Source organism: Candidatus Villigracilis sp. (assembly GCF_057083605.1).
Genome location: NZ_JBXMTI010000109.1, coordinates 26,154 through 40,657 on the forward strand (window position 1 = coordinate 26,154; position 14,504 = coordinate 40,657).

Sequence of the window (14,504 nt, forward strand, 5' to 3'; positions counted from 1 at the left end):
TGTCCCTACTTTTTAAGAAAGTATTACTCTGGCGGAATTTCCTTGAAGGCGTAATCCACGTTGATGCCTCTGGATTTTTGAGCATTCTTGGCGAGTAAGTACCAAACGCCCGAAAAGATCAAAACTCCGAATACAACGCTGTAAGCCAGTGTACTGGTAAGGCCAAGCTGTGCATAGAACATGAACATCAGGGTCATCGCGCCGCCAAGAATGAAACCAATGACGCCGAGTATCGTAACCAGCGGAGTATTCCCAACCTTATACTTTGCACCAGGCGAGGATTCGTAAACTTCTTTTGCGCGATAGGGCAATAACGCGCCTGCCAAACAAGTGATCACGAATACATAGCCGCAGGCAAAGGTAACACCCAACGTCAGTCCCACCCAATTTGAGTTCAGGTTATACAGCAGAATGACCGGTATGCTGGCAAGGAAATAGGCCAGATGGGCGTTGACCGGCGTATGGCGTTTCTCATCTACTTTGCTGATCCATTCGGGAAGCAAACGATCAAGTGACATGGCAACCATGACGCGCGTCATTCCGATATAGCAGTTATGCACGATCTGATGTGAGTTGAGGATATAGCCCAGGCCGATGATGATCACAACCAACGGACTGGCTGTCAGCGCGATGGCAATGATATTCGGCCATAGCCAGAACCCAGCAATGGTCGATTCGCCCACACCGGACCAATATCCTGCGCCCGCCACATAGAGGAATTCTGTGCCAACCGCTTTTTCCAAGGCAAAGGCGAGAACGGCCAGCAATATGCCTGTGAAGATCAACGAGCCGACAATGATAAACATTTGGCTGTTGAAGGATCGGGCGTTTTTGATCTCACCATTTTGCTGGGCACTATAGGTCGCCCATTGCAGGGACGTCCACGCGATGGGTGCAACCAGAATAGTAGCCAACAAACTGAATGGCGGATTTAGATCCACACCGGCTGCAACGGAGGCGTCTCGGGCGGTTTGAACAAAATTTTGTGCCCCACCAACAGCCAGGGCGAAGGCATCGATTTTCGTCATGGAAGAAGCAGGTTCACCCAGGAACAGGACAACCAGCATGGTGAAGAACGCAAGCAATGTACCCACGATCATTACAGCTTGAAAACGCACATAATTCTTGAATCCACTGATGAGGATCATCATGGATACGAATGCGTTCAAGATGCTGGTAATGATAATACCGGTTGAGCCGGTAAACCAAATCCCCAGGTTGGACATGGCCGCGTTGCCCATGGTGGCCCCAAGACCAAGGAATAAGGGCGCAAATCCAAGATAGGATAGAAGCCAACCAGATAGCGCCACCCATTGCAGAATCCAGATCACATAGCCGGACATTACCACTGTGAAGGCAGTGCCGCCACCAAATACGCGGCTTTGAAATACATAGTCACCACCGGAGCGAGGCAACGCAGTAGAGAGCCATACATACACAAGCGCAATTGGGATTTCGATCACCATTGCAAGCAAAATTCCCCACACCAATTTGCCGCCTGGCAACGCGCCCGGTGCCCAAAGATAGGTCCAGGGGAAGATCAGGCCCATCGTCAAAATATTGTAGACGAAGGCCGAGAACGGAGACATGACACGTACAAGCCCTGAGGCTTTTCGAGTAAAGACTTCTGGTTTTGCCGTAGCTGTAGCCATTTCTTTTCTCCTTTGGTTAGAACTATTTCAATCCGTACACATTCTCCTTACATAATTGAGCCAATTAATTTGGATGCGCCGCCTCCTTTCGATCCGATGAAAAAGATTATCCGCTGGTCATTTGATAACCTTGCACTTCGCCATCCACAAAAGTGACAAGGCAGCCGCGTAAAACACCCTCGGCATATTCACTGCCAGGGTTGATACAAGTCGTGCGCCCGATCTTCGCTACGGATTGAGATTCATGGATATGACCATGCAACCCAAGCATGGGCTTATATTTTTCGATTGCAGTGCGGACGGCAACGCTTCCTGCTCCGTGCATAACTGGTTGCCCTCCCTGAGTGATTTGCTCAGGTGGATCTTTGTCCCAATCCAACATGGGACAGGTATCGAGGGTGGAGTCTTTGGGTGGGTCGTGAAAATTGAAAATGGCCTTGTTCATGTCAGGCACGAGTGCAGCCATTTTATCGATCATCGCGCCAAGTTCATCTTCCGAAACCTCACGCGGGGTGTTCCAGGGAGTGGGTGTGCTCAACCCAACTGAGATCATGGTGTGATCATCGTCCACTTGTACAGCTTCATTTTCACAAGCGAAGAAAGATTTTGCACCCTCGCGCTTCATGGCGCTTAGAACCTCCCACTCATCATCATTGCCACCTGTGACAAAACATTTGATGCCAGTGCCATTTAATCGTTCCTCGGCCAGGTCAACCCAGTTGACCAATTTTTGTTTCGCGAGTTGATTGAACAAGCCTTCCACTGATCTTGGATCGGCTTGCAGGGTATGGAATTCATCGTCATCCATGATCTTGTAATAGAAACCCAGGATATCAAGTTTAGCCGTCAAGGCCTTTAATTCTTCTTCGCTGGCAAGATGTTCAACCCGTCCCTGCACGGTGGCACGATGATGACCATTTGCTTCCTTGATGATCGGAATCATCAACTTGCCCTGAATATCCCCGCCCATCACGATCACATTCACATTGTAGAACTTGCCTGCATTAATGAATTTACGGAAAGTGCGTTCTGAGCCATGAATATCGGTGGCAAAGAAAAGTCGTGTTGGTTCCTTTTTAGGCTTCTTTGAAAAGAAGGGCATCTGGTTTCTCCAAACGAAAAACCTGACGGATCACGAATCTACGTCAGGCAGGGATGGCTGTGGAATTGGCAAGCAGGCAGGCTATATTGTGTTCGGCCAGCGATTCCACTGCTGAAGAATCAAGGCGTTCGTCTGATACAAGTTTATCGATCTCATTAATATTTGCAATCTGAAAATTCGAGACCACCCCCCATTTACTATGGTCTGCAACCACAATGACCGAGCCTTTCGTGCGTTCAATCATGCGGCGCACAACTTCCGCTTCGGCATTGGTCGGCACGGTGCAGCCATGTTTTAGGGAGATTCCGTCTACGCCTAGAATAGTTTTATTGGCATAGACCAGGCCCAAATTGTCCAGTGCGAAGCGGCCTGCCAAAGAGTTGGAACGTGATTGGAATTCGCCTCCCGTCATGTAGTAGTGAAAGCCCGGGTCACCGAGATCCATCACTGCGCTGACGTTGTTGGTAAAAACCGTGATGCGAGAATCCCCGCGGATGTGTTGAAGTACCTGTGTTGCAGTGGTGCCGCTGTTGATAAAAACAATATCGCCCTCATCGATTAACGAGGCGGCGAGTTCACCAATTCGTCGTTTTTCTTCGGGATGGTGCTGGGCTCTTTGCTGATATTCCTGTTCCAGGATCATGCGTTGATTTAATATCGCGCCCCCATGCGTACGTTCAAGAATTCCCTTCCCTTCAAGCCATTCAAGATCACGCCGTACGGTTGCTTCAGAAGTTTCCAACAAGTTACATAGATCGACTGTTCGGGCGATTTGATGAATTGCAAGATATTCCTGGATTCGCTCCCGCCGCTGTGCTGGTATGAGGGGTTTGCTCATTAAGTGGTCTCAGTTTGAGAATGAAGGAAATTGCGCAATTTGATGATGCATTATATAAGAATCTGATGAAATTTGCAAGTTTTTGAATTTTTCATTATAATAGCGCCCAATTCCTGACAAACAAGAAAAGATTCAAGGCTTCGGAGAATTGTATGGCAAACAGTTCCATTGGGATGGGCGAACAAGACCGTTCTGAACGCGAGAAATTTGAGAACGAATTGAAAGCGATACTGAAAGCCAGTGATGACGCGAATATCCTTTTACGGGTAATCGGCTCACTGGCTTTTCAAATGCATTGCCCAAAATTTGGATACTTGCAAGCCGCCATGGGACGCGCCTATACAGACATCGATTTTGCTGCATATGGCAGGCAGAACAAACAGATCACCGAGATGATGACGAAGATGGGTTACGTGGATAATCGCGAAGTCTTCATTGCGTCCGAAGGGGAACGCGCGATTTTCGATAAACCTGGTACGGGCCTGCATGTGGATATCTTCTACGAGAAACTCGATTTCTGCCATGCCATTTATTGGAAAGACCGTTTGGAAGTTGACTCCCCCACCATTCCATTGACTGAATTGCTTCTCGAAAAAATGCAGATCGTGCAGATCAACGAGAAGGACATCATCGACACGATCATGTTATTGCTTGAGCACACATTGGGCGATACCGATCAGGAAACCATCAACATTAAACTAGCGGCACAATTGTGTGCGAATGAATGGGGGCTATGGCGCACCACCACCATGAATCTTGAAAAAGTAAAACAACTCGCAGGGCATTACACACAACTCACACCAGAACAAAAGGCAAAAGTGGTATCCCAAGTGGATGAAATCATTGCGCGTTTGAACAACGAACCCAAACCGTTGGCGTGGCGCATCCGTGACCGCGTAGGTGACCGCGTCAAATGGTACAAGGATGTGGACGAGGTTTAAGACTATGGAGTCAAACGTCTCCTGACGTTTGGCTTGAAAATCAGGAGATTTTCTAGTCCACTACGCCAGGAATATTAAGGAGCAATCATGGCAAAACTTGTAAAAGACTTAATGCACGCAGGGCTGATCACCTGCAAACCAACTGCCACGCTTGGTCAGGTGGCTGTATTGCTGAACCAACATCATGTTCATGCCCTGGTGGTGACGGACCGCGACGGGCGCACGCTGGGTCTGATTTCCGATTTTGATCTGATGGCAGGCGAATGGCTTTCATCTGATGAAGAAAGCCTGACCGTGATGCGCAAACTGACCGCCGTTGATCTGATGTCACAGCCAGTTGATACGGTTGAAGCCAATACTCCTGCTTCTGAAGCAGCCAGCACCATCATGGAGAAGAAGGTCAGCCGTCTTCTCGTTACTGAAAATGGTAAATCCGTCGGAATCATTTCTCTTTCTGATTTTATTGCCAGCATTGCAGGTGAAATTAAGAGCAAGAGGGATACAGTTGGCGATGTGATGTCCGATGCAATTCTGGTTTGCCGCGGCAAGACCCCCGTCGTCTCCGCCGCACGCGCTATGACATCTGCTGGCTGGCGGTCTGTGCTGGTAGTGGATGCAAAAGGCAAAATCCTTGGCGTGGTCAGCGGCCACGACCTGCTGCACCTGGTCAAGGATGGTGTGGATGAAAAACTTGTCGTCCGTGATGTGATGCATCCCGCATTGACAATTGACATCCACGCCAGCCTGCGAGAAGCCGCAGATATGATGATCCAAAACTATCATCACAGATTGGTTGTGGTTGATAAAGATGACCCTGACTCCTTCCCGCTTGGCGCGATCTCGACCTTTGATATCGTGGCAGAAATGGCAAGACCAGATTCGGTTTGGCAGAAATAAACTCCGTTGGTCGAGTAGGGCGAATGCACTTCTCACCCATATCGAGACCAACAAGTCACAGGTGAACATAAGGTAACTGGCAATAACTGGTGGTCTCGATATGCTCTTCGCATCGAACGCTCAGAGCTACTCGACCACCGCAATAACACGGCAACAGGAGCAAAGCATGTCGGAATTTCCAACACAGGCGCAGGTAGTTATCATCGGCGGGGGCGTGGGCGGGGCAAGTATTGCATACCACCTCACAAAAATGGGGTGGAAGGATGTTGTCATTGTTGAAAAGCACGAATTGACAGCGGGGTCAACTTGGCATTCCGCGGGGTTAGTCGGCCAGATGCGCTCAGACGCAAACCTGACCCGCATGATGCATTACAGCACGGACTTGTATCGCAACCTCAAAGCCGAAACGGGGCAGGATACTTCGTGGCGCGAAGTGGGTGGTGTCCGCCTCGCTTCATCCGCTGAAAGATTAGAAGAAACGAAACGTCTCGTTGGCATGGCTCGTTCCTTCGGTGTGCCAATGGAATTGATCTCGGCCAAAGAAGCACTCGAAATGTTTCCGCTCATGAACATTGACGGCGTAGTTGGCGCGGCATATACACCCAACGATGGCAGCATTGATCCTACTGGTCTAACCAACGCATTAGCCATCGGCGCAAAGAATCGCGGCGCAAAAATACTAACCAATACATCGGTTACCGCCATCAATCTCAAGAACGGGCGTGTGCATGAGGTAGTAACAGATAAAGGCACGATCAAAACCGAAGTTGTAGTAAACGCTTCGGGCATGTGGGGACGCGAAATCGGAAAAATGGTGGGGCTGAGTCTGCCCGTCGTCCCGATGGCGCATCTGTACATCATGACCAAGCCCATAGAAGGTGTGACAAATAAATTCCCAAATCTTCGTGACCCTGATCTTTTGGTTTACTGGCGCGAAGAAGTTGGCGGATTGATCACAGGTGGTTACGAACGTCAGCCCGCGACCTTTGGCATGAACGGCATTCCAAAAGATTTCAAGTTCCAATTACTGCCGCCAGATTGGGAACGCTTCACTCCGTTAATGGAGAATTCAATCCGCCGCGTGCCTGCAATCGAGAATGCGGAAGTTATCAAATTACTAAATGGCCCCGAAGGCTTTACGCCCGATGGTGAGTTTTTATTGGGCCCAACATCCGTCAAAGGTTTCTGGGTGGCATGTGCCTTCTGCGCACATGGATTGGCAGGCGCAGGCGGCATCGGTAAAGTGATGGCGGAATGGATCATAGATGGAAACCCCGAATGGGATATGTGGCGCCTCGATGTGCGTCGTTTTGGCCTAAACTATAACAGCCTCGATTACACGGTTGCACGCACCTTTGAAACCTATACTCAATATTATGATATTCATTTCCCCAGTGAAGAACGCTTATCGCGACGAAACGTTCGCACCTCACCCACTTATTATCGCCTACGTGATCTCGGCTGTGCCTTCGGTGAAAAGATGGGATGGGAACGTCCGAATTGGTTCAGACGTTATGAAGAACTCGCCACGCATGGTCATGAACCGAAAGGCTGGCCTCGTCATAACTGGTCACGCGCCATCGGTTACGAACATTTGATGACACGCGAACATGCGGGTCTCTTTGATGAAACATCCTTTAATAAATTTGAAGTACGCGGACCTGGTGCACTGAAGTTCCTCAATAATGTATGTGCGAATGAAATGGATCAGCCGCTTGGCACGATCACCTACACACAATGTCTCAACAAACGCGGCGGTATCGAATGTGATTTCACTGTCACCCGCCTTGCAGATGATCGTTTCTTCATCGTCACGGGCACGGCGTTCGGTCAGCATGATATGTCCTGGCTTTCGCTAAACATGCCTGAGGATGGTTCGGTCACAATTGAAGATGTTGGTTCCAATTATGCCTGCCTCGGTTTGTGGGGCCCGAAAGCGCGCAGGATTTTGGAAAAGGTCACAACGGACGACGTATCGAATGCAGGCTTTCCTTACATGACTTCCAGGCGAATGAACGTGGGTGATGTCCCGGTCATCGCTTCACGCGTGACTTATGTGGGCGAGCTGGGCTGGGAGTTTTACTGCCCGATGGAATACGGCCTGCGACTCTGGGATACGCTGTGGGAGGCAGGCCAAGCTGAGGGCATGGTGGCAGGCGGCTATAAAGCCATTGATACTTTGAGAATTGAAAAAGGCTATCGCTATTGGAGCGGCGAAATTTCTCCCGATTACACCCCTTATGAAGCAGGCCTCGGTTTTGCTGTGAAATTGGATAAAGCAAATTTCATCGGCAAGGATGCACTGGTTAAACAAAAGAAAGATGGCATTACACGCAAACTCTGCACGATGACGTTGAACGATGACCGCACGATTGTCATTGGCAAGGAACCTATTCGCTCTGGCGAAACAATTGTCGGTTGGGTGGCTGGAGGCGGGTTCGGATATTCGGTTAAGAAGTCGATTGCGTATGCGTATCTCCCGATGGAATGTGCAAAGGCTGGCACAAAGTTAACCGTTGAATGTTTCGGCGAGCTGATCGGCGCGGAAGTAACGCAGCCCGTGTTGTGGGACGCCAAAGGCGAGAGAATTCGTCAGTAAACAGAAGCAGGTAAAACGTTAAGAAAGAAGCGGCGGTGCGTCCAATTTGCACCAGGAGGTTCTCGTCAAAGAAAAAAACAGTTAGATGAAGCCACGCACGAATCCAATACTATATCCGATTTGGGAAGGATGCCATGACAACTCTTGCAATTGATAAAGCTATCGCCAAAGTTCCGTTCTTACAGACATCAAAGAATGTGAAGAAGACGCCATTAAGCGGTGGTATTACAAACTTGAATTTCAAGATCGATGCAGATGGAAAATCGTACGTGCTCAGGCTGGCAGGCGAGGGAACGGAGCAATTAGGGATCAAACGTGATGTTGAACATGCGGCCAACAAGGCAGCCGGTGAACTGGGGATTGCACCTGAGATCATGTATTTTATCGAACCTGAAGGTTATATCGTGACGCGCTTCATCAATGGCAAGCCGATTCTACCCGATGTGATCAAGCAGCCTGATTATCTTGCGCGCGTGGTAAAGAAGATCAGACTCTTTCATAGACGAGGACCGAAATTGAAAGGTGAGTTCAATGTCTTTCGACGCGTGGAGATGCTCGAAAAAGTTTCGAGAAGCAAAAACTGCAAGTTCCCACATGATTGGGATTGGATCATGCAGAAGACAAAGGAAGTGGAAAAGGCGCTGGCGAAAGACCCATATATTCCCACACCATGCCATGATGATTTGCTAAATCTAAACTGGCTTGAGGAGGAAGTGCCTGGGGATATTGGCGAAATCCGCCTGCTGGATTGGGAGTACGCGGGCATGGGTGATATCTTCTTTGACCTCGGCAATTTCTCCCATCATCATCGCTTGAATGAAGAGCAGGTGCGTTACTTCTTACAGGAATATTTTGGTGAAATTACACCAAAGAATTATGCACGCCTGCGCTTGATGTGGCCCATGTCTGAACTGCATGAGTCGATGTGGGGCACGACTCAGACGGGCATTTCCAAATTGGAGGAGGATTTCCAGGGGTATGCCGACCTGTGGTTTGGACGTTTCCGCCAGCATGTTACGGACCCGCGCTGGGATCAGTGGTTGAAGGATGTGGGGAAGAAAGGGAAGTGAGCAGTGATTAACGTTGGTTGAGTAGCCCCGTGCAGGTGGGGGCGTACACTTGCACCCGCTGCGTTTGGTGCAGTGCGGTGTCGAGACCAACAGTAAATGGAAAACATAGAATAGTTAGTAAACATGGTGGTCTCGATATGCTTTTCGACGAACACGAAAAGCTACTCGACCACCGAGGTATATAAAACAAGGAGAAAATAATGTCTATCGTAAATGCAAAAGAAATCATGATCGAGGCGGCCAAAAACGGTTATGCCGTGGGCGCCTTCAACATCACAGATTTGCTTCAATTCGAGGCGGTGATCGATGCCGCTGTCGAAAAGAAAGCGCCTGTGATCGTTCAAACTTCCGTCAAGCCATCCCAGTTCCTTGGCACGGATATGATGGTGGCGATCTATCGCACGCTCGCCACATCTGCACCCGTGCCTGTGTGCCTGCACCTTGACCATTGCACGGATATCAACTACTGCAAGAAGTGCGCGGATGCAGGTTACACCAACATCATGATCGATGCGTCCAAGCAATCGTATGAGGAGAATATCCGCCAGACCAAGGAAGTTGTGGATTACTGCCATAAGGTCGGCAACATCTCAGTTGAAGGCGAGTTGGGAACTGTCGGCGGTGTGGAAGACCAGATCAAGGTCGCGGAGGATGAAGCGCAGTTGGCGAATCCAGAACAGTCGATTGAATTCGTCGAGCGCACGGGACTGGATATTTTTGCGCCAGCAATCGGCACCGCTCACGGCGTGTACAAGACCAAGAATCCGAAGATCGATTTTGAGCGTATGGCTGTCATCCACAAGATGTTAAATGGCAATGGAATCAAGACTCCTGTGGTGGTTCATGGCGGAACAGGGTTGCCTGAGGACTACATCAAGAAGCTGCTCGCGGCGGGCGGCGCCAAGTTCAATGTTTCCACCGAATTGAAGCACACTTTGATCGATACAAAGTTCGAGTACATCAGCGCACACCGCGATGAATATGACCCAGGCAAATTGGATGTTGCTGTCCGCGATGCGACGCGCAAGGCCGTGATGCATTGGATTGATATGTTGGGCAGCGCGGGGAAGGCATAATCATAAATAATCTGTTGGTCGAGTAGCCCGAACGATAGTGAGGGCGTATCGAGACCAACAAGTGAACAGTGAACAGAAAACAATTTGAAAAACGCGGTGGTCTCGATACGGGCGAGAAAAACACTCACCCTACTCGACCACCAGTACACATAAATGTTTGAGGAGTCATAAAGCATGAAAAAAGTTGAAGAATATTACGCACCTTGGGTGAAGGGCATTCCAATGTACATTTCGGAGCATATTGAAAAAGCCTGGAGAGATCCAAAACTGCATCGCATGATGTCTAATGAAAATCCGCTTCCGCCTTCGGACAAGGTTTTGGATGCAATGGTGAAATACGCGAAAATGGCGAACCGCTACCCTGATCAGGGTCTTGTGGTGCGCAGCAAGATCGCGGAAATGAACAATGTGGATGGCCCCGGCAATGTGATGATCGGCAATGGCTCCAGTGAAGTGTATGACAATATCTTCCGTATGTTCATCACTCCCAGCGATGAAGTCATTCAACACACGCCGTGCTTTGGTATTTATGGTCTGCGCGGAACTTTGCTGGGCGCGAAGATGGTCTCTGTGCCAATGGTCTACAAGGATCATCTCATGCACTATGACCCTGATGCGATCCTAAAAGCCGTGACTGATAAAACCAAAATTATCGTTGTTGCGAACCCGAACAACCCCACTGGCAATTTCATGGATGCAAAGCATTTCATCACCATTGCCGAGACGAGTATACCGTTCGTGATTGACGAGGCTTACGTGGAATACGCGGGCTTGGGTATGTCTCAGGTGCAGTTGACCAAAAAATATAAGAACGTGTTGATCACACGTACCTTGTCAAAAGCTTATGGCCTAGCAGGTATGCGGTTCGGATACGCCATTGCAGATAAGGAAGTGATCGATCAGATCGCTGGCTCACTTCTTCCCTGGAACGTCGGCACGATTCCCATGTGGGCGGCGCTTGCAGCTTTTGAAGATAAAGAGGGTCTCGAAGAACGTGTCAAATTCAACAATAGCGAAGTGGATTTCATCACCGAATCGTTGAGCGATATCCCCGGTTTCTATATCATGCCGTCTAAAGCCAATTACATCCTCTTTGACTGCGGTGAAACTGGCAAGACAGGCAAGGAAGTGTTGGCATTCGCTGAAACCAAAGGCATCATTCTGCGTGGCGAAAGCAAGAAATACGGAAGTGACGGCTGGTTCCGCGTGACGATTGGCTCAAAGGAAGAGAATCGCCTGTTTGTAGATACCGTCCGCGAGTTCTTTGGGATGAAGAGATAGATAATTCGCGTTGAGCGGAACGAGCGACAGCGAGTGTAGTCGAAACGCAAGGTACGCAATTTACTGCCCTTCGACTGCGGGTCTCGGTACGAGCGAGGTGAACACTCGCTCCACCCGACCCTCCGCTCAGGGCGAAGTTTGGAGACAAACCATGTCAAAAATAAAAGCAGTGTTCTTTGACCAGGATGGCGTGATCATCGATACCGAGCGTGATGGTCACCGTGTTTCGTTCAATATGACCTTCAAGGAATTCGGTTTCACCGACGAATGGAGTGTGGAGTACTATCACGAACTGCTCCAGATCGCAGGCGGCAAGGAACGTATGAAACATCACTGGAAGACCAAGGGATTCTCCAAACCGCTGACCGAAGAAGAGATCGATAATCTCGTCAAGGAAATGCACAAGCGTAAGACCGCCCTGTTCGTGGAACTGATCGAGACAGGAAAACTTCCACTGCGCCCGGGCATTCGTCGGTTTATGAAAGAAGCGATGGATGCGGGCCTCAAGATCGGCGTCTGTACTACATCCAATGAACAGGCCGCAAAGGCCATTACTGAAAAAATCCTGACAGATATTAAATTCGAGATCGTGCTGGCAGGAGATGTTGTCGAGAAGAAGAAACCCGATCCTGAAATTTACAATCTCGCCCTCTCCAAATTGGAGTTGAAACCCGATGAAGTTTTCGTGGTGGAAGATTCCAAGAATGGCGTTAAAGCCGCAAAAGCCGCCGGCGCGAATGTGATCGTCACCACCAATCACTACACTGAAAAAGAAGATGTGGAAGCAGGCGACGTGATCGTTTCTTCTTTAGGTGACCCCGATGGCGAAAAGGCAAACCTGCGCAAAGGTGACATCAAGGACTTTGATGGTGTCATTCATGTGAAGCAGTTGGTGGATCTGTTTGGATAGGTATAGACATGAGTGTTTAGGCTCTCTTTATACATTCATGCTGATTCGGAAATTGCTGGCTGCATTCCATAGGCGAACCCATTGCAAAGAGCCAGTGTTTTCAACATATATCACTCAGAGGAAATCTCCCTTTCGGGAGGAGGAGGATGCGTATCATAAATGAATGATCTTTGCTATTCGTAAGTTCAGTTTCTTGATTTCAGATATCTAAATTCAAGTACAAGGAGAATTACGAAAATGGCTGACAAAAGTATGGAGCACGACAAGAAGGTTCTGCATAACATGGGGTATGCGCAGGAACTTGCCCGCCGCATGAGCGGCTTCTCGAACTTCGCGATTTCATTCTCGATCATTTGTATCCTGGCCGGCGGCATCACAACATTTCCTGTCGCTTTGAGCGCAGGTGGTGGTTTTTCAGTGGCTATCGGCTGGTTTGTTGGCGGCATTGCCGCTTTGATCGTTGCGTTTGGAATGGGACAGATTGCATCTGCGTTTCCCACTGCCGGCGGGTTATATCACTGGAGTTCCCATCTCGGCGGGCGGGCCTGGGGTTGGGCAACCGCCTGGTTCAATTTGCTGGGATTGGTATTCGTTGTATCATCTGTGGATGTCGGCGTCTATTTTCTCTTCAAAGATTTGTTCCTTGCCACGGCGCTCGGCGTGGATGTTTCAGCTTGGGGAGCTACTCATCAGGCGATTTTCGTTCTGGCGTTGTTGGCGTCGCAGGGCCTTTTCAACCACTATGGCATTAAGCTCACAACCATGCTGACTGACTTCAGTGGTTATTTGATCTTTGTAGTTGCCGCAGTGCTCGTCATTGCCTTGCTCGCCTTCTCACCAGTAGCCTTGGACTTCTCCCGCCTCACCACATTTACAAACTTTACTGGTGACACAGGCGGTGCCGTATTCCCGTTCCACCCAAGCGCAGGGTTTGTCTTCCTACTCGGCCTACTGTTCGTATGTTACACCATCACGGGTTTTGATGCCTCGGCGCACACATCGGAAGAAACACATGATGCGCAAGTGAATGTACCCAAAGGCATGTGGACTGCTGTGTTTTGGTCCTGGGTATCAGGCTTCATCATGGTTGCAACCTTCGTTTTGGTCATGCCAAGTGTGGAAGAAGGTGCAGCAGCAGGCTGGGGCTCCTTCTATTATTTGATCGGCGCATCCAAGATGCCGTCCTTCCTACTTATATTCCTTGCCGCAGGCATTGTGATCGCAAACTATCTTTGTGCATTGGCTGGGTTAACCTCGTGTTCCCGCATGATGTTTGCCTTTGCGCGTGATGGTGGCCTGCCAGCCTCGGGATTTCTTTCTCACATCAGCACCCAATATCGCACTCCAACCTATGCCATTTGGACCGGTGTAGTGGTTGCCTGGCTTTCCACACTTTATGCAGGCGCCTTTGTTGTGCTGGCTACGGGCTGCGCAGTATTCCTCTATCTTTCCTACGTAATGCCTATTGCCGCCGGCATCCTGGCTGAAGGCAAAACCTGGAAGGAAAAAGGCCCCTTCAATCTTGGCGGATTTTCCAAGATCAATGGTGTGCTCGCAGTGCTGGTAGGGATTGTGCTCGCAATCACTGGTTTCTTCCCGCCCAACGAAAAAGTGTTTTATCTTACCGTTGGGATGGTCGTGGTCATGGTCATCCTTTGGTATGCTCTTGAGCGTAATCGCTTTGAAGGCGTACCCGAAGGCGACAAGATCACAGAACGCCAGAAGATGATCGCCGAGATCGAAGCTAAATACGTCGATTAGCCTCGGTGACCTGAATCTTATGTAATATAAAGCGGTATCTCAAAAGAGGTGCCGCTTTATAGTATGACATTGGAGCACGCCATGAAATATCTACTTGGGATTGATCAAGGTACGACACAAACGACAGCAGTGATCGTGAATGACCACGGCGAAATGGTCGAAAAGAATTCATCGCAACTGCCCGCCCGTTTTCCACAGGCAGGATGGGTGGAGCAGGAACCCGCAGACATCCTCCGCACGGTAAAAGAAGCCTGCGCACCTTTGCTTGATAAGTATGATATTTCCGCGGTCGGCTTTGACAACCAGGGTGAAACCTTTGTGGTTTGGGATAAGGACACGGGCGAGCCTGTGACTCCCGCCATAGTTTGGCAGGATAC

At 49.4% G+C, this 14,504-nt stretch carries 12 protein-coding genes; 9 read left to right on the forward strand and 3 right to left on the reverse strand.

Features of this window, described 5'->3' with window-relative positions:
• Positions 1–23: 23 nt before the first annotated feature.
• The 3 genes from AC14M5_RS15660 to AC14M5_RS15670 form a co-directional block, all read right to left on the reverse strand.
• Positions 24–1,652: an APC family permease gene (locus tag AC14M5_RS15660; protein ID WP_484030624.1), complete on the reverse strand. Its 1,629-nt coding sequence runs from the start codon at positions 1,650–1,652 to the stop codon at positions 24–26.
• Positions 1,653–1,758: 106 nt separating this feature from the next.
• Entirely contained in the window at positions 1,759–2,754 is a 996-nt protein-coding gene (locus tag AC14M5_RS15665) for a metallophosphoesterase family protein (protein WP_484030625.1), read from the reverse strand.
• 43 nt (positions 2,755–2,797) lie between these two features.
• The gene (locus AC14M5_RS15670) at positions 2,798–3,592 is read right to left on the reverse strand and encodes a DeoR/GlpR family DNA-binding transcription regulator (protein ID WP_484030626.1); all 795 of its coding nucleotides are present in this window, start codon (positions 3,590–3,592) and stop codon (positions 2,798–2,800) included.
• Between the two features lie 152 nt (positions 3,593–3,744).
• On the opposite strand from AC14M5_RS15670, the gene AC14M5_RS15675 reads away from it, so the two are divergent.
• From AC14M5_RS15675 to AC14M5_RS15715, 9 genes are all read left to right on the forward strand, one after another.
• Positions 3,745–4,533 carry a hypothetical protein gene (locus AC14M5_RS15675; protein WP_484030627.1) on the forward strand — a complete coding sequence of 263 codons (789 nt, stop codon included), beginning with the start codon at positions 3,745–3,747 and terminating at the stop codon, positions 4,531–4,533.
• Positions 4,534–4,620: 87 nt separating this feature from the next.
• Positions 4,621–5,430, forward strand: coding sequence for a CBS domain-containing protein (locus AC14M5_RS15680; protein WP_484030628.1), 810 nt, complete (start codon positions 4,621–4,623; stop codon positions 5,428–5,430).
• A gap of 166 nt (positions 5,431–5,596) precedes the next feature.
• Positions 5,597–8,029 carry a GcvT family protein gene (locus AC14M5_RS15685; protein WP_484030629.1) on the forward strand — a complete coding sequence of 811 codons (2,433 nt, stop codon included), beginning with the start codon at positions 5,597–5,599 and terminating at the stop codon, positions 8,027–8,029.
• A 134-nt stretch (positions 8,030–8,163) separates the two neighbouring features.
• A complete protein-coding gene (locus AC14M5_RS15690; RefSeq protein WP_484030630.1) occupies positions 8,164–9,099 on the forward strand; it encodes a phosphotransferase in 936 nt (311 codons plus the stop codon).
• Between the two features lie 200 nt (positions 9,100–9,299).
• Positions 9,300–10,175, forward strand: a complete 876-nt coding sequence (locus AC14M5_RS15695) for a class II fructose-bisphosphate aldolase (protein WP_484030631.1) — start codon at positions 9,300–9,302, stop codon at positions 10,173–10,175.
• Between the two features lie 174 nt (positions 10,176–10,349).
• Positions 10,350–11,456, forward strand: a complete 1,107-nt coding sequence (locus AC14M5_RS15700) for a pyridoxal phosphate-dependent aminotransferase (protein ID WP_484030632.1) — start codon at positions 10,350–10,352, stop codon at positions 11,454–11,456.
• 151 nt (positions 11,457–11,607) lie between these two features.
• Complete coding sequence (locus AC14M5_RS15705; RefSeq protein WP_484030633.1) at positions 11,608–12,366, forward strand: HAD-IA family hydrolase; 759 nt, start codon at positions 11,608–11,610, stop codon at positions 12,364–12,366.
• A 237-nt stretch (positions 12,367–12,603) separates the two neighbouring features.
• Entirely contained in the window at positions 12,604–14,127 is a 1,524-nt protein-coding gene (locus AC14M5_RS15710; protein WP_484030634.1) for an amino acid permease, read from the forward strand.
• Between the two features lie 81 nt (positions 14,128–14,208).
• Positions 14,209–14,504, forward strand: a 296-nt coding sequence (locus AC14M5_RS15715; RefSeq protein ID WP_484030635.1) for an FGGY family carbohydrate kinase, incomplete at its 3' end; no start/stop codon positions are given.

Coding starts and splice junctions, on each gene's coding strand:
- AC14M5_RS15705 (WP_484030633.1), top strand. CDS start 11,608: ATGTCAAAAATAAAAGCAGTGTTCTTTGACCAGGATGGCGTGATCATC.
- AC14M5_RS15695 (WP_484030631.1), top strand. CDS start 9,300: ATGTCTATCGTAAATGCAAAAGAAATCATGATCGAGGCGGCCAAAAAC.
- AC14M5_RS15665 (WP_484030625.1), bottom strand. CDS start 2,754: ATGCCCTTCTTTTCAAAGAAGCCTAAAAAGGAACCAACACGACTTTTC.
- AC14M5_RS15670 (WP_484030626.1), bottom strand. CDS start 3,592: ATGAGCAAACCCCTCATACCAGCACAGCGGCGGGAGCGAATCCAGGAA.
- AC14M5_RS15675 (WP_484030627.1), top strand. CDS start 3,745: ATGGCAAACAGTTCCATTGGGATGGGCGAACAAGACCGTTCTGAACGC.
- AC14M5_RS15660 (WP_484030624.1), bottom strand. CDS start 1,652: ATGGCTACAGCTACGGCAAAACCAGAAGTCTTTACTCGAAAAGCCTCA.
- AC14M5_RS15700 (WP_484030632.1), top strand. CDS start 10,350: ATGAAAAAAGTTGAAGAATATTACGCACCTTGGGTGAAGGGCATTCCA.
- AC14M5_RS15680 (WP_484030628.1), top strand. CDS start 4,621: ATGGCAAAACTTGTAAAAGACTTAATGCACGCAGGGCTGATCACCTGC.
- AC14M5_RS15710 (WP_484030634.1), top strand. CDS start 12,604: ATGGCTGACAAAAGTATGGAGCACGACAAGAAGGTTCTGCATAACATG.
- AC14M5_RS15690 (WP_484030630.1), top strand. CDS start 8,164: ATGACAACTCTTGCAATTGATAAAGCTATCGCCAAAGTTCCGTTCTTA.
- AC14M5_RS15685 (WP_484030629.1), top strand. CDS start 5,597: ATGTCGGAATTTCCAACACAGGCGCAGGTAGTTATCATCGGCGGGGGC.